The following is a 22,241-nucleotide window of genomic DNA, read 5'->3' on the forward strand; positions in this document are numbered from 1 at the left end:
CGTCGGCGCGGTGCCGGGGGCCAGGTCGGTCCCGTCGTCCCGGGCGGACGGCTTGGCCGCCTTGGGCCGCTTCTTCCGCCCGGACGGCTCCGCCCAGGGCTGCCCGCCGGTCCCGTCCGGGGCGGGCGCCCTGAGCGCCTGCTCCTCGGCGAGCCGGTCGGCCCGCTCGGCCAGCTTCTCCTCGCGGCGGCGGCTCACAGCGCCTCCTGCAGCTCGTGCGGGATGAGGGTCTGTTCCCAGGGGAGGATCCCGGCGGGCAGGGTGCAGCTGAACGCCGCCGCCTGCATCCGGTCCGCGGGCCGCATCAGCACGCGGGACGCCGCGGTCAGGTTGCGTACGGTCACGCTCGCGTCCGCCAGCTCCTCCATGGTGTCGACGGTGACGGTCAGCATCAGCGAGAACTCCACGAGTCCGGCGCCCGACGCCTCCTCGGCCGCGGTCTGCTCCGCCGCCCGCACCTCGGAGGCCGCGCGCGCCTGGACCATGCCCTTGCCGGACGTCGCCATGAATTGGGCGCTGCGCCGGTCCGCCTCCACGATGCGGGCCGAGGTGGCCGGGTCGATCGGGCGGTAGACCAGGGCGACCCGCTTGCGGCGGGTGCCGGGGGCGGCCTCCAGCATGCCCCGCAGCACGGAGGAGCGGATCGTGCCGCGCGGCGCGAGGGTCAGCAGCCAGGTCCGTGAGACGCCGGAGTCGTGCTGGTAGCTGTTCACGGTCTCGACGGCGGCGGCGGGACCCGCGTCGTCCCACTCCAGGCCCGTTCCGCCCTGCTGGGCGCGGGCGGTGAGGACGTCGGCGGCGACCGCGGGGTCGTAGGCGACCCGGACGACCTCGGCGATCCGCTCCGCCGACAGCGGGTACGCGGCACCGCCGCCGGCCGCGACGAGTCCGCTGAGCAGACCCGGGATGCGGATGGCGAGGTCGGTGATCACGTCGTCCTTCTTGCGCCGCTGGCCCGGCGGGACCCCGTACGTCAGGGTGATGTACGTGTGCATCTCCGAGGACGCGCTCGGATAGCGCTCCACGACCTCCTCCATCACGGCACGGGCGGCCGGCGGGGCGTCGGGGTGGATGCGCGGCAGCACCTCGTGGGCGAGGCGGGTGCCCGGGTCGGGAGCGGTCTCCACGATCACGGAGGCGCCGCGCAGGCCGGGTTCGTGGGACAGCCGGGCCAGCCACTCGCCCCACAGCGCGACCCAGACGTCGACCTGGTCCGGGTCGATGAGCGAACCGCCGTCGGGGTCGCAGCCGAGGACGATCGTGTACAGGTTGCGGACCGGGTGGTGCAGGATGCCGAAGGGGCGGTCGTAGGCGTCCCGGCCCTCGGTCGCGGTGACCTTGTTGAGCAGGCCCGGCGGACGGAACCGGCCGCCGGGACGGGCGGACAGCGGACCGGAGACGTACAGGTGCGCGCCCTTCGCCTTGCGGCGCCACCAGCCGACGCGCAGCGTGATCAGCTGGTAGACGTTGCGGCCGTCCTGGGTGCGGATGGAGAGCGGCACCAGGAACAGGACGACCGGGACGAGCACGACCAGCGCCGCGTACAGCGAGATCAGCGACGCGAGCAGGGTGACGATGAGACCGCCGAACACCCCGAAGGTGCCGACGAGTCCGAGCGGTCCGAGCCCCGGTCGCCGTGGCCTGCGCCAGTTTCCGTAGGTCGGATGGGTGGCGGCTTCCGTGGACATGAGTCCGGTTCCCTTCGTGAAGTGATGGGGAGTGCGGCGGGGCGATGGGGCGGTGAGGAGGAGACCGCCGGACTCCCAAGGGGGGATGGGAGTCCGGCGGCCGGTCGTGGGGGAGACGTGGGGCGGACGCGTCAGAGGCGCGGTCCGGCCGCCGGCGGCTCCCCGTAGGTCACTTGTTGTTGCCCAGCTCGCCGTCGGCGCCCTCCACGGCGCCGGAGACCGTGGAGCTGGCCACCTGTGCGGCGGCCACCGCCGCGAGCACCGCGACCCCCGCGGGTCCTGCCGCCGCCGCGGCACCGCTGCCCGCCGCTCCGGCGCCCGAGGCACCACCGGCCCGGCCTGCGGCAGCCGCGCCGTTCGCGCCGCCCGATCCGGTCGCGCCGGCCTCGCCGCCGCCACCGGACGAACCGCCGGACCCGTTCGCGCCGCCCGTGCCGGACGCCCCGCTCGGACCCACCTGCGCGCCGCCGCCGGAGCTGCCGCCCCGGCCGCCGAGCTGCACCGCGCCACTGGCCAGGTTGGAACCCGCCTGACCCATGCTGGACATCGGGTTGCCGGTCCCCATGGCGGCGGTGGCGGGCACGATCAGCTTCAGCAGGGCGGGCAGCGCGATGGCGGACAGCAGCATCACGCCGATGCCGGCGATGCGGGTGTTGATGGTGGCCGCGTCACCGGTGCCGCTGTTCTGGCCCGAGTTGATCATCGCCATGCCCGCGTTGAGGACGAGGGCGACCGCGGGTTTGTAGAGCAGCCAGGCGATCATCCAGCCGACGTGCTTGCGCCACCAGCCGGCGCCCCAGTCCGTCATCGAGGCCGCGGCGGCCAGCGGAAGGGTGCCGAGCAGCAGCATCATGACGCCGAGCCGGATGTACATCAGGATCGTGTGGATGATCCCGGAGATCAGCAGCAGGAACGCGAGGACCAGCAGCAGGAACGACTGGATGCCGCTGCCGTCCGAGCAGGCTCCGACGTTGTTCAGCGAATCGCGTACGGCGTTGTTGAACAGGTAGTTGGAGTAGCTGTCGCCCACGGCCGCGGCGGCCATGACGACGGTGGTGGCGGCACCCGAGACGAGCACCACCCGCATGATGCCCTTGAGCGCGGTGCGCCCCGCGTCACCCTTGCGTTCGATGGCCATGCGGCAGGCGGCGAAGAGCAGCGAGCCGACGGCCAGGTAGACGACGATCCACTGCGTGTCGGCGCTGATGCCCTTCGACGTGTCGGTCTGCTCCAGCGTCGGCACGTTGGTGGTCAGTGCCGCGAACACGGCGACCGCGCCCGCGAGAATGGTCTTGGCGATCAGGTCGACGATGGTCCCGATGGGGTCGCCGAGAAAGCTGAAGAAGCCCTTCACCAGGTCGATGACCGGATTTCCGGACGTGCAGTTCACGTCAGACCCCCCAGAGGGTGAAGCCGTTGGTGGTCTGGACGGAGGACACCGGGGAGTGCAGGGACCCGTTGTCGTCGGGCCGCACCTTCCAGTCGCCGCCGCTCCAGCGCAGGGAGATGTTGGTCGCCGCATATCCCTGGGCGCTCTTCAGGAGCAGCCGCACGGTCGCCGCCGACTCCGTGTACGAGGTCACCGAGAAGCCGACGTACGAGGCGACGGCCGCGCCGTCGCTCTGCCCGTCCGTGTTCGCGACGGTGGCCCGCTGGAACTCGAACATCTCGCGCCCCTGCCCGGCCACCACCTGCTGCTCGGTGACGGTGCGCCAGTGCGATCCGCTCATCTGCGACGGGATGATGTGCGCGGCCAGCGCGGCACCGGCGGGCGTGTGCGCGTAGCACCACCACAGGGGCCCCTGGATCAGGGTGGGGCCCGCCGAGGCGGAGATCGGCACCCGCGCGACACCGAGCGTGCGCCAGGTCACGTCCTTGGGCGCGGCCTTGGGCAGCGCGGGACCGGCGCTGTCGTCGGTGCTGCAGCCCTTGGGGCGGCCGTCCTTCGTGGCGGAGGCCTTCGACAGCGGTCCTTCGGAGGCCGCGGAGTTCCCGCCGTCCGCACTCGCGCCCGGGCCGGACAGCAGGCTGACGATCCCGCCCACCACGACCACGATGCCCAGGAATCCCGCCGACAGCTGCCAGCTGCGCTGCTTGTAGTACGGCCCGGACTCCGCGATCCGGCGCTCCCTGCGTTTGAACATCACGACCGGCGCCCGCTTACGCGAAGACGAAGCTGATCAGCGGGCCCGCGGTGGCGACCAGGACACAGCCGCCGAGGACCATGCCGAGCCGGCTCATGTGCTCCGAACTCTCGCCGCGCTTCACGGAGACGGCCATCATCGCGCCGGTGATGAGGACACCGGCGACACCGGCGGCGGTGCCGGCCCAGGCGGCGATGCCGAGGACCGTGTTGACCTTGGAGGTCAGCTCACCGGGGGCGTTGCGGGCCGGCTGGGGGACACCGGAGGCGAGGATGTTGGAGGCTTCGTAGAGCAGAGAGGACATGGGGATCTCCGAGGAATCGGCGCCCGGCACGAGCGGTGGGCGACTGGGTGACTGGCGTTGCGCGAAGGTGTGTCGGGGTCAGGGACCGAGGAGCTGGAGGCTGCCGAGGGCCGCGACGAGCGGCCCGGCGCAGGTGGCGACCAGGCAGCTGAGGGTGACGAAGAAGACGCCGCGGAAGTGCTCGCCGCCCTCGCCGGGGTCGCCCCGGCGCAGCTGGAGCGCCATCTGGATGCCGACGATGATCAGTCCGCCGACCCCGCACGCCGAGGCGCACCAGGCGAGCAGGCCGAGGATCGTGTCGGCACCCACGGGCGGGGTGTACGCGGCGAGGAACCGCGCGTCGAGGAGGGGTGGGGTCATGACACGGCTCCCTCGCCGTAGAGCTCGCCGCCCACCAGCTTGGAGAGCGTGGCGAGTTGCCGGGGCACGGACCTCGGCCGGCCGCCGGTGCGCCAGGCCGGGATCCACGGCACGCGGTGCACGCGGGCGACCGAGCGGAGTACGCGGATACGGCGGAGCAGGCTGAGCGGCAGCCGCCCGGGGGCGTCGGCGACGAGAACCACGCCGAGCAGTTCGAGTCCCTGCGGGGCGTTGCCGTCCTTCAGCGCGCCGAGTGCCTGGGAGACGGACTGCAGTCCGCGCGCGCTGGTCCGGCCGACCAGCACCACCCGGCGGGGTTCGCCGCGGGCGGGGTCGGGCCAGCGGGCTCCCACGTCGACTCCGCCGAACGCCTCGACCATCGAGGTCGCGCCGGACCCGCCGTGGGCCTTCACCCAGCCGACGTCGTCGCGGGACTTCCCGCGGACGGGCCGGGGCCGCTTCGCCCGGCCCCAGCCGGCCTCGGCGTCGGCGGCCGGTGCCGAACGCCGAGCACCCGCGGCCCGCGGTGAGGCCGCGGCCTTGGGACGCGGGGCGGCAGGGGCTTTCCGAGCGGCGGGCGCGGGGACGGCGGGGGCCGTCGGCTGCGGGGCCACCGGGGCGGCGGGTGCCGTGTACTGCGCGCCGGGAGCCTGCTGGAACGCGGGCTGCGGAGCGGCCTGTTGGGCCTGCGCGGGCTGAACCGGGGCAGCCGTGTACGAGGTTGCCTGGATCTGCGGTGCGGCGGGCTGGACCGGAGCCGCCTGGACCGGAACCGGGTGCGGCTGCGGTGCCGTGTACGGAACGGGAGCGGCCTGCGCAGGAGCCGTCTGAACTCGGGGCGCCTGTACGGGAGTCGCTTGTACGGCGGTCGCCTGGGCCTGCGGTGCCTGCGGTGCCTGCGGCTGGGCCGGGACCGGCTGATTCCGTGTGCCGGGGGTCGCAGGTGTCACGGGCGGGGCGGCCGGGGCCGCATTGTGTCCCGCCTGGGGTATCTGCTGGGCCGCCTGAGGTATCTGCGGGGCCGCCTGAGGTATCTGCGGGGCCGGGGCCGCCGGGGCGGGCGCAGGTCCGGCCGCCTCCGCGGGAACGGTCCCGTCGCTGTCAGGAGCGGGCCGCGCTTCCGGGGGCGTCGGCTGTGGGTTCTTCGGTCCCCGTACCCATGACCCCGGGCCCGACGGCAGTGCCGAAGGAGTGCCCATGTGTGCCCCGCCCCCCTCTTCGCTCGTGAATCCGCTGCTCTGGCTCATCTGGTTTCCACTGGTTTGAACTTATTTGCTCCGGGCGCCGTTTGGATCTGTCGAGCCCGTCGGACAGCACAACGGGTCATGTGGCCACAGCGGTTCAAGGTGTGGGGAAGAAGGCGGGCGCCATGAGTGGAGAAGGCGGAGAAGGCGGTGCGTCGACCGCCGTCCGGAACGGCATCATCGCGGGCACCGGCTGCGGCTGCCTGCTGTCGCCGCTCGCCCTGGCCGGCACGCTGGTCGTCGTCGTGATCCTCGGCGGGTTCGGCGTCCTGCTCGCCCCGCTCATCGCGCTCTACCTGCTGTTCCACGGCGGCGGCGGGGATCCCCCCAGCCAGGACACCGCGGACCAGACGCTCAGCATCTTCCAGGGCGACGGCAAGGGGCAGTTGGACACCTCGACGGTGCCCGAGGACCTGGTGGACCCGATCCAGAAGGCCGGTGAACTGTGCGGCGCGATCGGCCCGATCGTCATCGCCTCGCAGATCGAGAAGGAGTCCGGCTTCAACAAGTCTCTCGTCGGCCCGAACGGCGAAGAGGGCATCTCGCAACTGCCGCCCGAGATCTTCAAGCAGTACGGCAAGGACGACGACGACAACGACAAGACCTCCGCCCTGGACGCGGAGGACTCGATCATGGCCCAGGGCCGGTACATGTGCGAACTGGCCAAACAGGGACAGGCGTTGATCGACAGCGGCCAGATCCAGGAGACCGGCGAGGACGGGACGAGCAACACCTCGCTGGACCTCGCGCTGGCCGCGTACGACGTAGGGATGGACGCGGTCAAGGCGGCGAAGGGCGTTCCGCAGACGAACGAGGCCCAGGGGTACGTCCTCGCGATCCGCGCACAGTTCGCCAAGTACCAGGGGATCGGCGCGCCGCCCTCGGGCGCCACCCCCGGCGTCACGCCCGACCCGGACGCCACCACGACCGGCCCCGCCGCATGAGGAGGACAGCGATGGCCCACTTCGACGTGTACATCTCCGGTGAGGGAACCGCCGAGATCGACGGACACACCCTCGTCCCCACGGCGGGCCAGTCCGTGCACGAGGCGGTGCTCGACCGGTTGCAGGCCCACGCGCAGGAGCGCGGTGGCGCCGTCGAGGCGACGGTGTACGACGGTCCGGACGCCGCCCGGTTCGTCCTCCAGGTCCTCCCGGACGGCTCGAGCCACGTCCTCGACCCCGACGAGCCCCCCGCACCCGCCGAGTTCGCACCCGCCGAGTTCGCACCCCCGGTGCCTGTCCCGGCGCCCGCGCCGATTGCCGCCCCCACCGGCTTCGCGGCCCCGGCACCGGGGCCCGCGCCGGTCACCGCCCCGGTCCCGGTTGCCGCACCGGCCGAGTTCGCGGCGCCCGCAGCCGTCCCGGTTCCCGCTCCCGCGGCCGTCGTCGTGCCGCCGTCCGCCGCGGCCACGGCCTCCGCCGTCGCGACCGCGGTGGCCCGGGCCCGGGCCACCGCCGCCGCGCGGGCGGAGGTGCCGGACCCGGCGGCCGTCACGGCGCCCGCCGTGCGCACCGACTTCCCGGACTGGCTCACCGAGCGGATCGGCCGGATCAACGCGCTGGCCGCCGCGGGCATGCTCGACGAGGCGTTCGACGACGCGACCGAACTGCGCGAGAGCCTCACCGAGTCGTTGGGCGCCGAGCATCCGCACGCCGTGGAGGCGCGGGCCGTCGAGGCCTACCTCGCCCACCTGCGCGGCGACCACCGGGAGGCCATCGTGCTGGCCCTGGCGGTGGCCCGGATCCGGTGCCGCGCCCGGGACGGCCGGGCCCCGGCGGAGGTGGCACGGGCGGCGGCCGCCTGGCAACAGCTCGACGACGACAGGGCGGTGGTCGCGCACGGCCGTGAACTGCTGCACATGTGGGCCACGTTGGAGCGCAACGGCCTGCTGCCCCCGGGATACGCGGCCCTCGTCGGCCAGGTCCGCAGCCAGGTGGAGACGCTGGCGGCCTACGTCTGAGTCACGGAGCGCAAACCTCACACGTACCTGTGGTCACACGCGTCCCGACCAGCTCGTCCATCGATCCGTACAACCGACGTCAAACGAACGTGGAACACCCCTCGGAACACTCCGTTCCCCAGGAGGCCCCGGCTCCTCGTACCCCCCACGGGGCCGGCCATTCCCAAGGAACAGGAGCCCACCATGAACGTGACGGTCATCGGATCGGCGAGCGCGGTCTCCGCCGAGGAACGGGCGCTGCGCGACCTGTATCTGGAACACGGTCCCGCGCTCTACACGTACGTGCTGCGCATGCTCGGCGGGGACACGCACCGTACCGAGGACGTCATCCAGGAGACGCTGCTGCGCTGCTGGAACAAGCGGAACCTCGTCGACGACGAGGGGATGGCGGTGCGTCCCTGGATGTTCCGGGTGGCCCGCAACCTCGTCATCGACGGTCACCGGACGCGGATGGCCCGGCCGTTGGAGATCGGCGGCGCCACCTGGCTGAGCGAACTGGGCGCCGAGGTCGACGACATCGAGCAGATGCTGTCGTCCATCGTGGTGCAGGAGGCACTGGAGACGCTCACCCCCGCCCACCGCGACGTCATCCGCGCGACGTTCTTCGCGGACCGTACGACCCAGGAGGCCGCGGACGCCCTCGGCATCCCGCAGGGCACGGTCAAGTCCCGGGTGTACTACGCCCTGCGCAGTCTGCGGCTGGCCCTGCGCGACCAGGGTGTCGTCGTGGAGGAGGCGGACCGTCAGCCGGCGCGGACCGAGCGGCGGAACTCCCGGCAGTCGGATCAGCAGGGGCAGGACCAGCAGTCGCGGGACCAGCAGGCGCAGGACCGGCAGGCGCCGTCCGGGCGCCCGGAGCGCGCCGCCGCCTGATCAAGCACTCCCGCTCCCTCCCGGACCGGTGTCACCCCTAGCCGGACTCGTCCAGGCCGCGCAGGGTCTCCCGCAGCTCCGGGGCCTCCGGGTGGCCGGTCTCCTCCAGGAGAGCGAGCGCCCTCCTGAAAGCGGCGACCGCCGTCTCCCGGTCGCCCGCGGCGAGGTGCGCGTCCCCCGCGTGCCGCAGGGTGTCGGCCTCCAGGTAGTGGTCGCCGATCTCCCGGTAGAGCGCCACCGCCCGCTCGAAGCGTTGGACCGCGGCGCCGTACTGGCCGAGTTGGTGATGCGCGTATCCGACGCTGTCCTGCGCCGCGGCCTCCCCGACCGGGTCGCCGATCTCCTGATGCAGGGCGACGGCCTTCTCACAGTGCTCCAGCGCCTTGTCGTGCTCGCCGAGCAGGATGTACGTCCAGCCGACCTCGTTCAGGACGATCGCCTCACTGCTCGTGCTGCCCTCGCCCCGGTACAGCTCGCGGGCGCGGGCGTAGTGGTCCAGCGAGACGGCGAACCTGCCCTCCCCATTGGCCTGGTACGCGAGGCAGCGCCGGGTGCGGGCCTCTCCGAACGCGTCGCCCTCGGCCCGGAACAGCTCCAGCGCGCGGCCCAGGTCGCGGCGCGCCTCGGTGGAGTGCGCGAACCGCGTGTGGAAGAAGCCCAGTCCGCGCAGCGCGTGTGCCTCGCCGGTCCGGTCGCCGACGGCGCGGGCGGCGCGCAGCGCGGCACTGTTGATCTCCATCAGGTCGTGCCAGAAGCCGAGCCGATCGAAGTAGAGGTCGAGGCCGACGGCGGTGCGCCAGGCGTGGTCCTCGTGGCCGTGCGCGGCGGCCTGCTCGACGACCGCGCGCAGTACGTGGCGCTCCGCGCGCAGCCAGTTCATGGCCTGCTTGCGGCCGGTGAACCGCAGGGGTCCGCTGTCCGTTGTGCTGGACGGCAGGGGGAGGGTCTCGCGCAGCGGGCCGATGGTCGCGGAGGCGTTGTGGGTGGTGTGCAGATAGTGGTCGTGCAGGCGCAGCAGTGCCGCCGCGCGCCGCTCCGGGCCGTCCTCGGCGTCGGCCAGTTCCCCCGCGTAGGCGCGCAGCAGGTCGTGGAAGGCGTAGCGGCCGGGCGCGTGTTCGCCGAGCAGACTGGCCCCGGTGAGTTCGCCCAGGCGGGCACGGACCGTGCGTGCCGGTTCGGCGGCCAGGGCCGCGGCCGCGGCGGTGCCGATGTCGGGCCCCGGGTGCAGGGAGAGCCGGCGGAAGAGTTCCGCCGCCTGGCGCGGCAGCGCGTGGTACGACCAGGAGAAGACCGCGCGTACGTCCGTGCGCGCGTCGCCGCCGGTGAAGGCGTCCAGGCTGCCGTGGTTCTCGCGGAGTTCCGCGGCGATGTCCGCGAGCCGGAACCCGGGGTGGTGCGCGGCTCGCGCGGCCACGATGGCGAGGGCCAGCGGCAGCCGGGCGCACAGTTCGACGATGGCGTCGGTGGCCCGCGGTTCCGCTTCCACCCGGGCGCGGCCGATGCGCCGGGTCAGCATGGCGCGCGCCTCGTCGCCGGTGAGTGGGCCGAGGGTCAGCGGGTGGGCGCCGTGTCCCGCCACCAGGCCGGTCAGCCGGCTGCGGCTGGTGACGATGACCAGGCAGCCCGGTGTGCCGGGCAGCAGCGGCCGTATCTGCTCGGTGTCGCGGGCGTTGTCGAGCACGATCAGCACGCGGCGGCGGGCGAGGACGCTGCGGTAGAGCGCGGCCTGCGCGTCGAGTCCTTCGGGGACCGCCTGCGGGGCCACGCCGAGCGCCACGAGGAACGTCTCCAGCGCCTCGGAGGGGTGCATGACGGAGCCGCCCTGGGTGTATCCGCGCAGGTTGACGTAGAGGCTGCCGTCGGGGAAGCGGTGGGCGACCCGGTGGGCCCAGTGCACGGCCAGCGTGGTCTTGCCCGCCCCGGCCATGCCGTTGACGAGGCCGATGACGGCCTTGTCCGGGTGGTCGGCGGTGGGCAGCAGCGCCTCCACGAGATCGAGTTCGGCCTCCCGTCCGGTGAACAGCGCCAGATCAGCCGGGAGTTGGGAAGGGTGGGTGTCACCCGTCGCCCGTACGGGCCCGGTCCCGTCGGGGTCGTTCGGCGGCCCGGTGTCCGGTCCGGCCTCGCCGGGCGCGGTGGTGGCGGAGGTGGCGGCGGCCGGGACCGGCACGGGCGGCGGCGACAGGTCCAGGTCGCCGGACAGCAGCCGTGCGTGGGCGGCCCGCAGGGACGGGCCGGGTTCGATGCCCAGTTCGTCCACGAGGGTGCGCCGGGTGCGCGCGTAGATCTCCAGGGCCTCGGCCCGCCGGCCGCACCGGTACAGGGCGACCAGCAGCAGTTCACACACCGCCTCGCGCAGCGGTTGTGCGTCACGCAGCGCCTTCAGCTCCGGCAACACCGCCTCGTGACGGCCGAGTTCGAGCTCCACGCGCAGCCGGTACTCCTGGGCGCCCAGCCGCCGCTCGGTCAGCCGCGCCCGTTCGGCGCGGGCGAGCGGGCCCGGCACACCGCCCAGCGCCGGGCCCTGCCATGCGGCCAGCGCGCTGCCGAGCATCCTGGCCGCTCCGCGGCTGTCGCCCGCGGCACGGCGCCGCTCGGCCTGCGCGAGGCTCTCCTCGAACACGCCGAGGTCGCTGGTGATCTCCTCGGTGCGCAGGGCGTATCCGTCGCCGACGGACACCACGAGCCGGGGCGGAGCGCCCGCCGGCCGGGCGGGCTCCAGCAGCTTGCGCAGCCGGGACACATAGGTGCGCAGCATGGGGACGGCGCCGGACGGCGGGTTGGGGCCCCAGACGCCGTCGACGAGTTCGCCGACTCCGGCCGCGCGTCCGCCGCGCAGCAGCAGCACCGCGAGAACCGCCCGCTGCTGCGGCGGACCGAGGGCCAGCTCCGTGCCGGCCCGCCAGGCCCGCAGCGGGCCCAGTAAGGAAAAACGCAAAACTTCCGCACCACCAGTAACCCTCACGCCACCGGAGAGTAGCGAGCCGCTGTTACGAACAATCTGTCGAACGGGAGATTCACGTGTTCGAGCCATGTATCCGGCGCGATGACGGGGTTGCCTGACCCGGAGTGGCCTGTTCCGAATGTCGCCGGAACGTCGATCACATAAGGGACACTACTGGCATGGGTGAGGCCGGCCGTGCGTGGTGAGCGGGGTATCCACAGGGTGTGGACATATGTGCGCGGCGCCCCGGGCACGTACATCTGGCTGGCGATCCTGTTCGTCACGACCGTTGCGATGCATCACATGTCTCCGGATTTCGAAGCGGAGTTCCTGCGGCAGCGCTCCACGAACCTGCACGAGCTGTCGAGCAACCCGGTGCGGGTCCTCGTCGCCAGCGCGATGTGGATCGACGGCGGGCGCTGGCTGCCGTACGCCGTGCTCTACACCGTCTTCCAGGCGCCGGCCGAACGCTGGCTGGGTACCGCGCGCTGGCTCGCGGTGAACGCGGCCGCCCACGTGCTGTCCACGCTGATCAGCGAGGGTGCGCTGCTCTGGGCGATCCGCCACGGGATGGCACCGCACTCCGCCGCCGACACCCTCGACATCGGCGTCAGTTACGCGCTCGCCGGGGTGGTCGGCGTGCTCACCTACCGGATCGCGACGCCTTGGCGGTACGCGTATCTGGTGATCGTGCTGGCTGTCTACGGGGTCCCCCTCGTCACCGGGCGCACCTTCACCGATCTCGGGCATTTCACCTCGGTGGTGATCGGTCTCGCCTGTTATCCGCTGGTCAGAGGGCGGGGAAAAGCACGGAATCCGAAGGAGACAGTCACCACGTCCAGGGGTTAACGTCCCGCTCATGAGCAGCTCGGCAGGCAACGCCGTGAACGGCGGCATCTCCTTCTGGTACGCGGACGACGGCTTCCCCGCCCCCCGGGAACCGCTGCCCGGCGACGCGACCGCCGACGTCGTCGTGGTCGGCGGCGGCTACACCGGACTGTGGACCGCGTACTACCTGAAGAAGGCCGCGCCCTTCCTGCGGGTGACCGTCCTGGAGCAGAAGTTCTGCGGCTACGGCGCCTCGGGGCGCAACGGCGGCTGGCTCTACAACGGCATCGCGGGCCGCGACCGGTACGCGAAACTGCATGGCAAGGAGGCGGCCACGCGCCTCCAGCAGGCCATGAACGACACCGTGGACGAGGTCGTCCGGGTGGCCGCCGAGGAGGGCGTCGAGGCGGACGTCCACCAGGGCGGAGTCCTCGAAGTGGCCTATACGCCGGCCCAGTTGGCCCGGCTCAAGGCCTTCCACGCGCACGAGCTGTCGTACGGCGAGAAGGACCGCGAGCTGTACGGCGCCAAGGAGACCGCCGAGCGGATCCGGGTCGCGGACGCGGTGGGCTCGACCTGGACACCGCACGGCGCCCGGCTGCATCCGGTCAAACTGCTCAAGGGCCTCGCCGCCGCCGCGGAGGCCCTCGGCGTGACCATCCACGAGCAGACACCGGTGACCGAGATCCGCCCGAAGCACGCGGTCACGCCCTACGGCACCGTCCGCGCCCCCTACATCCTGCGCTGCACCGAGGGCTTCACCGCGAACCTCAAGGGCCAGAAACGCACCTGGCTGCCGATGAACTCCTCGATGATCGCCACGGAGCCGCTGACGGACGAGCAGTGGGCGGCCATCGGCTGGGAGGGCCGCGAGACGCTCGGCGACATGGCGCACGCGTACATGTACGCCCAGCGAACCGCCGACGGCCGCATCGCACTCGGCGGACGCGGCGTCCCGTACCGCTTCGGCTCGCGCACCGACAACGACGGCCGCACCCAGCAGGCCACCATCGACGCCCTGTACGAGATCCTCGTGCGCCTCTTCCCGCCGCTGGCCGGCGTGCGCGTGGCCCACGCCTGGTCCGGCGTCCTCGGTGTCCCGCGCGACTGGTGCGCCACGGTCACCCTGGACCGCTCGACGGGCCTCGGCTGGGCCGGCGGATACGTCGGCTCGGGCGTCGCCACCACCAACCTGGCCGCCCGCACCCTGCGCGACCTCGTGCAGCAGGACTCCGGCCAGGCGGGCGCCACCGAGCTGACCGGCCTGCCCTGGGTCGGCCACAAGGTACGCAAGTGGGAGCCGGAACCGTTCCGCTGGATCGGCGTGCACGGCATGTACGCCACCTACCGCACCGCCGACCGGCGCGAACTGACCACCCACAGCGCGGAGTCGTCCCGGCTGGCCCGGCTCGCGGACCGGGTGTCCGGCCGGCACTGACCCCGGACCCGCCGGCCCACCGGACCGGCCGGCCCACCGGACTCACGGGCCCCCGGACCCATGGAGCCGTCGCGCCTCAGGCCGCGGACTCCGGGACCGCCGTGTCCGGCGCGAGGTGTTTCGGGGCCTTGGCGGTGACCATGAGTCCGGCGATCAGACCGGCGGCCAGCATGATGCCGACGGCCCACCAGATGGCCACCGTGTACCCGTGGACGATGCCTTGGCGGACGATCAGGTCCTTCTGGGCGGGGTTGCGCAGATGGGCGGCGATGTAGGTCGCGCTGGTGGTGGTGGCGATGGTGTTCAGCAGCGCGGTGCCGATGGAACCACCCACCTGCTGCGAGGTGTTGACCGTCGCGGAGGTCACGCCCGAGTCCTGCGGGGCGACGCCCGCGGTGGCGGTGGCGAAGACCGGCATGAAGGTCATGCCCATACCGAAGCCCAGCAGGAGCAGACCCGGCAGCAGTTCGCCCGCGTAGTCGGAGTCGACGGTGAGCTGGGTGAAGAACAGCATGCCGCCGGCCGCGAGGATCATGCCCGGGACCATCAGCCTGCGCGGCGCCACATGAGGCAGCAGCCGCGCGGAGATCTGCGTCGAGCCGATGATGATGGCGACGGTCAGCGGCAGGAACGCGAGACCCGTCTTCACCGGCGAGTACCCGAGGATGACCTGGAGGTAGTAGGTCATGAACAGGAACACGCCGAACAGGCCGATGACGGCCAGACCCATCGTCAGGAAGCAGCCAGCGCGGTTGCGGTCCGTGACGATGTGCAGCGGCAGCAGCGGGCTCGGAGCCCTGTTCTGCCACCACACGAACGCGACCAGCATCGCGAGGCCGAGCGCGAGGAGGGCCAGCACGAGGGAGTCGGTCCAGCCACGTGATCCCGCCTCGCTGAACCCGTAGACGATCGCCACCAGTCCGCCGCAGCCCAGGATCGCGCCGGGCACGTCGAGCCGGACGTTCTTGTGGCCCGGCCGGTCGTGCAGCAGCGAGTACGCGCCGAATACCGCGATGATCGCGATGGGGATGTTGACGTACAGGCACCAGCGCCAGTTCAGGTACTCCGTCAGCAGGCCGCCCGCGATGAAGCCGATCGCCGAACCCGAGCCGGCCAGCGCGCCGTAGATGCCGAAGGCCTTCGCGCGTTCCTTCGGATCGGTGAACGTCGTGGTCAGCAAGGAGAGCGCGGAGGGCGCGAGCAGGGCGGCGAACGCACCCTGGAGCGCGCGGGCGCCGAAGAGCATGGCCGACGTGGTGGCCGCGCCACCGATCGCGGAGGCACCGGCGAAGCCGATCAGGCCGATGATGAAGGTGCGTTTGCGCCCGACGAGGTCGGCGATCCTGCCGCCGAGCAGCAGCAGTCCGCCGAACGCCAGCGTGTAGGCCGTGATGACCCACTGCCGGTTGGCGTCGGACATGTGCAGGTCGCTCTGCGCCGAGGGAAGCGCGATGTTCACGATCGTCGCGTCCAGCACCACCATCAGCTGCGCGAGAGCGATGACCACCAACGCCCACCAGCGGTGGGCGTCCTGACCTGCGGGGACACTGGGTTCGCCTGTCCGGGTGGCAGTCACCCGCTCAGAAGACCATGGATCGGCGGGGGTCGCATCTCCGGACGAAAGGGCCTCACGGGACGCCTTTCCGGGGCTCGTGGTCACGGCTCCAGCACCACCTTTCCGATCGTCGCCCTGCTCTCCAGGGCACGGTGCGCGGCGGCCGCCTCCGCCAGCGGGAAACGGGTCACGGCCGGGCCGAGCCGCCCGGACGCGGCCTCCGCGAGGGCCCGCAGCTCCAGGGTCCGCAGGGGATCGGGGCCGCCCGCCCGCCTCAGCATCACGGGCCCGAGCACCTGCTCGGACACCCCCTCCACCAGGTAGGGGGAGCCGTCCCGGATGCCCTCGCCCGACCAGCCGAAGACGATGTGGCGGCCACCCGGTCCGAGCAGCGCCACGGCCTCCCGGGCGACCTCGCCGCCGACGCCGTCGAACACGACGGTCGCCGTCCGGCCGCCGAGCTGCGCGCGGACCTTCTCCGACCAGCTCGGCTCGGTGTAGTCGACGGCGTGGTCCGCGCCGTTCGCGCGGACCCTGGCCACCTTCTCCGGGCCGCCCGCCAGACCGATCACCGTCGCGCCCCGGTGGTGCGCGTACTGCACGAGCAGGGTGCCGATGCCGCCGGCCGCCGCGGGCACGACGACCACGTCGGTGGGCCCCGGTTCGGCGAACTGCACGATCCCCATGGCCGTACGGCCGGTTCCGATCATGGCGACGGCCTGCGCGAAGTCCAGGTTCTCGGGGATGTCGTGGACGCGGTCGACGTCCGTGACGGCCAGTTCGGCGTAGCCCCCGGGCGCGAAGCCGAGGTGGGCGACGACCCGACGGCCGAGCCAGAGCGCCGCGACCCCCTCGCCGAGGGACTCCACGGTCCCGGCCACCTCCCGCCCGGGCACCGTCGGCAGGACGGTCGGCCCGGGCGCCGGACCGCCCCGCATGCCCTCGCGCAGGGCCGCGTCCAGCAGATGAACCCCCGCGGCGGCCACGGCGATCCGCACCTGCCCGGGCCCCGGCACGGGGTCGTCGACGTGCTCGTGGACCAGATGGTCGGCGGGACCGAAGGCGTGCAGTCGGATGGCGTGCATCAGGGGTTCCTCACGTTCGGAGAGGCGTACGAGGGTGTCGCGCGGTGCGAAGGATGCGGGCCGTGCGCGGGGTGCCCGGCCCGTAGGCCCGGAGACCGCCGGCCTGCCGGTGGGTTCACCACTCTTCAACCTCAGGCATGCTTGAGGTCAAGGCGCTCGCGGATGCGCAGGGCCAGCGCGACCGCCTCCAGGGCACTGTTGAAGGAGACCTCGGAGAGCACGCCGGGGGCGGCCACCTGGTCGCCCACGAGGTAGACGCCGTCCCCGCGGTCGATGGAGGGCCGGTCCCGCCAGCTCGTGCCGGGCGGATCGACCGCGCCCGTACGGCCGCTCGCCACCGACTCCCGCCGCCAGGTGACCCGTTCGCGCCAGCCCTCGAAGGCGAGGTCGAGCAGGTGCTCGGCGCGCGCGACCCCGTCGGCCCCGGACTCCTCCGGCGCGATCGGGATCTGCCCCTGGAGGAGCTGCTCGCCTGCCGGGGCGAGGGTGCGGTCCCGCGCGGTGAACCGTTCGATCCAGCCCGGCGCGTCCAGGTCGGAGACCGCGAACGCGTCACCGCGCCGGCTCGTCAGTGCCAGGTCGATCAGCGCGGTACGGCCGCTCGGCCAGGTCAGCGCCGCGTCCCCGAGCAGGTGCCGGGCGGACGCGAGCGAGGTGGCGACGACGACCGGCCCCTTTCCCACGGGCAGCCGGTCCACCCGGGCCAGCGTCTCCATCCGCACCCCGAGGTTCCAGGCCCGCCCCGCCATCCGGTCGATGACGTTGGCCCAGCCGCCGCGCGGGCAGTTCGCCTCCGGGGGCAGCCTCATGGCCCGGCGCAGCCGCTCCTGCACGAACGCGGCGGACAGTGATCCCGGGTCGTGGTGGAAGAGGGCCACGGCCGCGTAGTTGGCGGCGGCCCGCGCACCCTCCGCTCCGGCCTGCCCCGTCGCCCAGGTCATGAAGTCGACGTCCTCGGGAGCCTGTTGGCAGGAGCGCCGGAGCAGCTTGAGCATCGCGAAGGGCGGGGTGCGGCGCAGCGCTCCCTTGTGGTGCAGCCGCAGCCGGGCAGCCTCCCGGGGCGGTACCGGTGCGAGCGGTCCGATCAGGTCCCGCTGCTTCAGCCACGTCCAGTGCGGTCCCGCGCTGTACAGGGCGTGCGGGCCCTCGTTGGTCCGGTAGGGCCCCTCGGCGGTCCGGGCCCGCCCGCCGAGGGTGTGGTGCGCTTCGTGGACGGTGACGCTCGCGCCTGCCTCCGCGGCGGTGATCGCGGCGGTCAGTCCGGCGAAGCCGCCGCCGATGACGGTGATGCGGTCCATGGCTGGAGGTCTCCTCGTGCTCGGGGTCCGAGAGGGCTCTGACAGCGGGCCTTTCTGTGAAGAGGACCGATCGGGGGCCCAGGAATGTGACATGGGCCGGGTTCGCGCAGGCCAGGGCGTTTGTCAGTGGGGGAGGGCAGGATGGGGGCATGGCGAGGAGAGTTGCGGGCGGGTCCGGTGCGAAGGCGTCCGGCGGGGGAGTGAAGGCGGCCCGGCGGCCCGAGCTGCGGCTGCCCGCGCTGGAGCCGTACGACGGCGGGGAGTTGGAGCCGGACGGCGACTATGACGGGCTGGAGTTCACGGACGCGGACTTCGCCGGGCAGGACGGCGGGGGAGCCCGCTTCATGGACTGCGCGCTGACGCGCTGCGCGCTGGACGAGACGCGGCTGCACCACGCGCGCGTGCTGGACTCCGTCCTGACGGGGATACGGGGTGTGGGCACCGATCTCGCCGAGGCGATGCTGCGGGACGTCGAGGTGGTCGACGCGCGGCTCGGCGGCGTGCAGCTGCACGGCTCCGTGCTGGAGCGGGTGGTGGTGCGCGGCGGGAAGATCGACTATCTGAACCTGCGCAAGGCGCGGCTGAAGGACGTCGTCTTCGAGGGCTGCGTCCTGGTCGAGCCGGACTTCGGGGGTGCGCGCCTGGAGCGGGTGGAGTTCGTGGACTGCGTCCTGAAGGGCGCCGACCTCACCGGGGCGACACTGACGGACGTGGATCTGCGGGCCGCGGCGGAGCTGGACATCGCCCGGGGCGTGGACCGGCTGGCGGGCGCGGTCATCGGCACGGCCCAGCTCCTGGACCTGGCACCGGTACTGGCCGCCGCGCTGGGCGTCCGGGTGGAGGGGCCCTAGGAGACGCGGGGGAAGCGGGCCTGGAGGGTCCAGATCGCAGGGTTCTCGCCGAGGTCGTCGTGCAGGTCGGTCAGGTCGGCCAGCAGGTCGTGCAGGAAGTCCCGGGCCTCGCGGCGCAGCGCGGTGAACGAGAAGGTCAGCGGCTCCTCCTCGCGCGGCATCCAGTCGGCTGCGATGTCCACCCAGCCGAAGCGCCGCTCGAAGAGCATGCGGTCGGTCGACTCGGTGAAGTCCAGCTCCGCGTGCTGGGGCCGGGAGGCCCGGCTGCCGAGCGGGTCGCGGTCGAGCCGCTCGACGATGTCGCACAACGCCCAGGCGAAGTCGAGCACCGGCACCCATCCCCAGCCCGTGGACACCTCGCGATCCGCCTTGGTGTCGGCGAGGTAGACGTCTCCGCAGAACAGGTCGTGCCGCAGCGCACGGACGTCCGCGCGCCGGTAGTCGGTCTGCGGGGGATCGGGAAAGCGGTTGGAGAGGGCGTAGCCGATGTCGAGCACGTAGAAGATGGTGCCACGCCCCCGCCGGCCGGCCGACGGACGACCGGGCGCAAGGGCAGGGGCGAAGCCCAGAGAACGCCGGTTGCTGTTCAGGGGTGCGGGGAACGGTGCGACGGGCCCCCACCGGCGGGCGGCCGACGGATGTCCGGGCGCAGGGGTGGGGGCGAAGCCCTGGGGGATGCCGGGTGGTGTTCAGGGGTGCGGGGAACGGCGCGACGGGCCCCCACCGGCGGGCGGCCGACGGATGTCCGGGCGCAGGGGTGGGGGCGAAGCCCGGGGAACGCCGGGTGGTGTCCGGGGACGCGGGGAACGGCGCGACGGGCCCCCACCGGCGGGCGGCCGACGGATGTCCGGGCGCAGGGGTGGGGGCGAAGCCCGGAGGCGTCGGCGGGCGCCGCATCCGGCCGGAGCGTTCCGCCCGACGGTTTCCGACCACCCCCGCCCCGGCGACGCACAGGCCCCCCGACACCGCTCCACCTAGGATCACGAACGTGCCCCGACCTCCCGGCGTCGCCCCCTTAGCCCTCTCCCTCTCCCTCTCCCTCGCCCTCGGCCTCACCGCCTGCGGCGGAGACGGTGTGCACGGCAAGCCCGGCGCGGCCGGGGTCCACGACCCGTACTTCCCGAAGTCGGGCAACGGCGGCTACGACGTCACGCACTACGGCCTGACCCTGTCCTACGACCCCCGCGGCAAGCGGCTCACGGGGACGGCCGACATCACCGCGCGGGCCCTTCAGGACCTCAGCGCCTTCCATCTCGACCTGCTGGGGATGAACGTCTCCGACGTCACCGTCGGGGAGCGGCGGGCCCGCTGGAGCCGCACGGGCCAGGAACTGACCGTGCGCCCGCCCGACGACCTCGACCGGGGGCGGACCTTCCACGCGACCGTGAGCTACTCCGGCCGCCCCGAGACGATCACCGACCCCGACGGCTCCAAGGAGGGCTGGCTGCGCACCGCCGACGGCGCCCTCGGCCTCGGCGAGCCGACGGGCTCGATGGCCTGGTTCCCCGGCGACCACCACCCCTCCGACAAGGCGTCCTACGACGTCCGGATCAGCGTGCCGGAGGGTCTCCAGGCCGTCTCCAACGGGGAGTTGAGAAGCGAGACGACCGCGAAGGGCCGTACCACCTACGTCTGGCACACGGCCGAACCGATGGCGAGCTATGTCGCCACCCTCGCGATCGGCCACTACGACATCACCCGCTCCACGACGAAGAAGGGGCTGCCGGTCTACGTGGCGGTCGACCCCGCCCAGGCGAAGGCGAGCAGGAAGGTGCTCGCTGGGCTCCCCGGGATCATCGACTGGGAGGAGTACAACTTCGGCACGTACCCCTTCTCGTCCACCGGGGCGATCGTGGACCGCGCCGACGACGCGGGCTACGCCCTGGAGACCCAGAACCGGCCCGTCTTCCCCGGCGCCCCCGACACCGCGACCCTCGTCCACGAACTGGCCCACCAGTGGTTCGGCGACTCGGTCACCCCGAAGTCCTGGCGGGACATGTGGCTCAACGAGGGCTTCGCCACCTACGCGGAGTGGCTGTGGGAGGAGGATCACGGCGGCGACACGGCCGACGAGATCTTCGAAGCGCTCTACAAGGGCGAGTACTACGAACCGGCCGACAACAGCGAGATCTGGGCCTTCCCGCCCGCCGACCCGCCGGACGCCGCGCACATCTCCGACCCGCCCGTCTACTACCGGGGCGCGATGGTCCTGCACAAGATCCGCGAACTGGTCGGCGACGACACCTTCTACGACATCGTCCAGGGCTGGGCCGCCACGCGCCGCCACCGGAACGCCGACACCGCCGACTTCACCGCGTACGTCGAGAAGGCCGCGCCGGACAAGGACTTCGGCGCGATCTGGGACCACTGGCTGCACGGCGAGGGCCGGCCGGACCACGCGTGAGCGCGGCGGGCACGGGAGGAGCCCCTGGCCGACGGCCAGGGGCTCCTCCCGTCGTGCGTCGGGATCAGACGTTGACGCCGAAGTCCTGCGCGATGCCGACGAGGCCCGAGGCGTAGCCCTGGCCGACCGCGCGGAACTTCCACTCCGCGCCGCTGCGGTAGAGCTCGCCGAAGACCATCGCGGTCTCGGTCGCCGCGTCCTCGGAGAGGTCGTAGCGGGCGATCTCGGCTCCGCCGGCCTGGTTCAGGATGCGGATGTACGCGTTGCGGACCTGGCCGAAGTTCTGCGAGCGGGTCTCCGCGTCGTAGATGGAGACCGGGAAGACGATCTTCTCGACGTCGGCGGGCAGGCCCGCCAGGTTGACGTTGATCGCCTCGTCGTCGCCCGCGCCCTCGCCCGTCCGGTTGTCACCGGTGTGGACGATGGTCTGGTCCGGAGTCGCCTTGTTGTTGAAGAAGATGAAGTGGGCCTCCGAGTAGACCTTGCCCTCGGGGTTGACCGCGATGGCCGAGGCGTCGAGGTCGAAGTCGGTGCCCGTGGTGGTGCGGACATCCCAGCCGAGGCCCACGGTGACGGCGGTCAGGCCCGGAGCCTCCTTGGTGAGCGAGACGTTGCCACCCTTGGACAGGCTTACAGCCATTGTTGGGAGTCCCTTCCCTCGTTGCGTACGGGCTTCGTACTGAGGACGAAGCTACCGTCACCTCTATGAACGCCAAGGGGGGTCCCATAGGTTCCGCCTGTCTTTACTTTCTTTGCCAAAGTGTCCCGGGGCACTCGAACGGCCGCTGAAAACGGGGTGACGCGGACCGTCCGGGCACGGGACCATGGACCCATGTCCGGTCCCTATGTCATCCGCGGCTCCGTCTCCCTGCCCGAGGCCGAGCTCATGTGGCGTTTCTCGCGCTCCGGCGGCCCGGGCGGGCAGCACGTCAACACCAGCGACACGCAGGTCGAACTGCGCTTCGACCTCGCGAACACCGAGGCCCTGCCGCCCGTGTGGAAGGACCGCGCGCTCGCCAGGCTGGAGGGGCGCCTCGTCGACGGGGTCGTCAGCGTCCGGTCCTCCGAGCACCGCTCCCAGTGGCGCAACCGCGAGACCGCCGCCGTGCGCCTCGCCTCGCTGCTCGCCGAGGCCACCGCCCCGCCGCCCAAGCAGCGCCGCGCCACCCGCATCCCGCGGGGCATCAACGAACGGCGGCTGCGCGAGAAGAAGCAGCGCTCCGACACCAAGCGCGGGCGCACCGGCCGCGACTGGGGGTAGC

20 protein-coding genes are annotated in these 22,241 nt (G+C 72.7%); 8 read left to right on the forward strand and 12 right to left on the reverse strand.

The genetic code is table 11. The features are described from left to right. Positions 1 to 194: 194 nt before the first annotated feature. The 6 genes from ACIRQH_RS13600 to ACIRQH_RS13625 all read right to left on the reverse strand — a co-directional run bounded on the left by ACIRQH_RS13600 (position 195) and on the right by ACIRQH_RS13625 (position 5,446). Entirely contained in the window at positions 195 to 1,688 is a 1,494-nt protein-coding gene (locus tag ACIRQH_RS13600; protein ID WP_358821588.1) for an SCO6880 family protein, read from the reverse strand. A gap of 169 nt (positions 1,689 to 1,857) precedes the next feature. Continuing rightward, positions 1,858 to 3,078 carry a hypothetical protein gene (locus ACIRQH_RS13605; RefSeq protein WP_358821589.1) on the reverse strand — a complete coding sequence of 407 codons (1,221 nt, stop codon included), beginning with the start codon at positions 3,076 to 3,078 and terminating at the stop codon, positions 1,858 to 1,860. Between the two features lies 1 nt (position 3,079). Beyond that, the gene (locus ACIRQH_RS13610; RefSeq protein WP_388874908.1) at positions 3,080 to 3,832 is read right to left on the reverse strand and encodes a hypothetical protein; all 753 of its coding nucleotides are present in this window, start codon (positions 3,830 to 3,832) and stop codon (positions 3,080 to 3,082) included. Between the two features lie 16 nt (positions 3,833 to 3,848). After that, positions 3,849 to 4,136: a hypothetical protein gene (locus tag ACIRQH_RS13615; protein ID WP_388874905.1), complete on the reverse strand. Its 288-nt coding sequence runs from the start codon at positions 4,134 to 4,136 to the stop codon at positions 3,849 to 3,851. Between the two features lie 78 nt (positions 4,137 to 4,214). Further along, positions 4,215 to 4,496, reverse strand: a complete 282-nt coding sequence (locus ACIRQH_RS13620; RefSeq protein ID WP_081217966.1) for a hypothetical protein — start codon at positions 4,494 to 4,496, stop codon at positions 4,215 to 4,217. Further along, the gene (locus tag ACIRQH_RS13625; protein WP_404225844.1) at positions 4,493 to 5,446 is read right to left on the reverse strand and encodes a hypothetical protein; all 954 of its coding nucleotides are present in this window, start codon (positions 5,444 to 5,446) and stop codon (positions 4,493 to 4,495) included. The genes ACIRQH_RS13620 and ACIRQH_RS13625 overlap by 4 nt, the downstream gene beginning before the upstream one ends. Positions 5,447 to 5,865: 419 nt before the next feature. Between ACIRQH_RS13625 and ACIRQH_RS13630 the strand changes: the two genes are divergently transcribed. The 3 genes from ACIRQH_RS13630 (at position 5,866) to ACIRQH_RS13640 (ending at position 8,576) form a co-directional block, all read left to right on the forward strand. After that, the gene (locus ACIRQH_RS13630; RefSeq protein WP_358821593.1) at positions 5,866 to 6,684 is read left to right on the forward strand and encodes a lytic transglycosylase domain-containing protein; all 819 of its coding nucleotides are present in this window, start codon (positions 5,866 to 5,868) and stop codon (positions 6,682 to 6,684) included. Between the two features lie 11 nt (positions 6,685 to 6,695). After that, a complete protein-coding gene (locus ACIRQH_RS13635; protein ID WP_404225846.1) occupies positions 6,696 to 7,703 on the forward strand; it encodes a hypothetical protein in 1,008 nt (335 codons plus the stop codon). Positions 7,704 to 7,886: 183 nt separating this feature from the next. Next, complete coding sequence (locus ACIRQH_RS13640; RefSeq protein WP_404225848.1) at positions 7,887 to 8,576, forward strand: sigma-70 family RNA polymerase sigma factor; 690 nt, start codon at positions 7,887 to 7,889, stop codon at positions 8,574 to 8,576. A 37-nt stretch (positions 8,577 to 8,613) separates the two neighbouring features. On the opposite strand, the gene ACIRQH_RS13645 is transcribed toward ACIRQH_RS13640, so the two are convergent. Continuing rightward, positions 8,614 to 11,514, reverse strand: coding sequence for an AfsR/SARP family transcriptional regulator (locus tag ACIRQH_RS13645; RefSeq protein ID WP_404225850.1), 2,901 nt, complete (start codon positions 11,512 to 11,514; stop codon positions 8,614 to 8,616). Between the two features lie 201 nt (positions 11,515 to 11,715). Here ACIRQH_RS13645 and ACIRQH_RS13650 point away from each other — a divergent pair, with 201 nt between their 5' ends. Next, positions 11,716 to 12,369, forward strand: a complete 654-nt coding sequence (locus ACIRQH_RS13650; RefSeq protein WP_388874890.1) for a rhomboid-like protein — start codon at positions 11,716 to 11,718, stop codon at positions 12,367 to 12,369. Positions 12,370 to 12,379: 10 nt separating this feature from the next. Further along, positions 12,380 to 13,786, forward strand: coding sequence for an NAD(P)/FAD-dependent oxidoreductase (locus ACIRQH_RS13655; RefSeq protein WP_388930599.1), 1,407 nt, complete (start codon positions 12,380 to 12,382; stop codon positions 13,784 to 13,786). A 76-nt stretch (positions 13,787 to 13,862) separates the two neighbouring features. Here ACIRQH_RS13655 and ACIRQH_RS13660 read toward each other — a convergent pair whose 3' ends face one another. From ACIRQH_RS13660 to ACIRQH_RS13670, 3 genes are all read right to left on the reverse strand, one after another. Beyond that, the gene (locus ACIRQH_RS13660; protein WP_388874885.1) at positions 13,863 to 15,362 is read right to left on the reverse strand and encodes an MFS transporter; all 1,500 of its coding nucleotides are present in this window, start codon (positions 15,360 to 15,362) and stop codon (positions 13,863 to 13,865) included. A gap of 80 nt (positions 15,363 to 15,442) precedes the next feature. Then, a complete protein-coding gene (locus ACIRQH_RS13665; RefSeq protein ID WP_388874882.1) occupies positions 15,443 to 16,426 on the reverse strand; it encodes a zinc-binding dehydrogenase in 984 nt (327 codons plus the stop codon). Positions 16,427 to 16,557: 131 nt separating this feature from the next. Continuing rightward, the gene (locus ACIRQH_RS13670) at positions 16,558 to 17,724 is read right to left on the reverse strand and encodes an NAD(P)-binding protein (protein WP_388930600.1); all 1,167 of its coding nucleotides are present in this window, start codon (positions 17,722 to 17,724) and stop codon (positions 16,558 to 16,560) included. A gap of 149 nt (positions 17,725 to 17,873) precedes the next feature. On the opposite strand from ACIRQH_RS13670, the gene ACIRQH_RS13675 reads away from it, so the two are divergent. Next, complete coding sequence (locus tag ACIRQH_RS13675) at positions 17,874 to 18,575, forward strand: pentapeptide repeat-containing protein (RefSeq protein WP_355873630.1); 702 nt, start codon at positions 17,874 to 17,876, stop codon at positions 18,573 to 18,575. Here ACIRQH_RS13675 and ACIRQH_RS13680 read toward each other — a convergent pair. Further along, on the reverse strand, positions 18,572 to 19,072 hold the full coding sequence (locus tag ACIRQH_RS13680) for a hypothetical protein (RefSeq protein ID WP_358819050.1): 501 nt from the start codon (positions 19,070 to 19,072) through the stop codon (positions 18,572 to 18,574). The genes ACIRQH_RS13675 and ACIRQH_RS13680 overlap by 4 nt on opposite strands. A gap of 491 nt (positions 19,073 to 19,563) precedes the next feature. Here ACIRQH_RS13680 and ACIRQH_RS13685 point away from each other — a divergent pair, with 491 nt between their 5' ends. Then, positions 19,564 to 20,979: a M1 family metallopeptidase gene (locus ACIRQH_RS13685; RefSeq protein WP_404225854.1), complete on the forward strand. Its 1,416-nt coding sequence runs from the start codon at positions 19,564 to 19,566 to the stop codon at positions 20,977 to 20,979. Positions 20,980 to 21,043: 64 nt separating this feature from the next. Here ACIRQH_RS13685 and ACIRQH_RS13690 read toward each other — a convergent pair whose 3' ends face one another. Continuing rightward, the gene (locus ACIRQH_RS13690; RefSeq protein ID WP_358819052.1) at positions 21,044 to 21,619 is read right to left on the reverse strand and encodes a TerD family protein; all 576 of its coding nucleotides are present in this window, start codon (positions 21,617 to 21,619) and stop codon (positions 21,044 to 21,046) included. A gap of 192 nt (positions 21,620 to 21,811) precedes the next feature. Here ACIRQH_RS13690 and arfB point away from each other — a divergent pair, with 192 nt between their 5' ends. After that, positions 21,812 to 22,240 (forward strand): alternative ribosome rescue aminoacyl-tRNA hydrolase ArfB, encoded by a 429-nt coding sequence (arfB, locus tag ACIRQH_RS13695; RefSeq protein ID WP_358819053.1) that lies wholly within the window; start codon positions 21,812 to 21,814, stop codon positions 22,238 to 22,240. Position 22,241: the final 1 nt, after the last annotated feature.

Source organism: Streptomyces sp. NPDC102279 (genome assembly GCF_044766365.1).
Classification (GTDB): Bacteria; Actinomycetota; Actinomycetes; order Streptomycetales; family Streptomycetaceae; genus Streptomyces.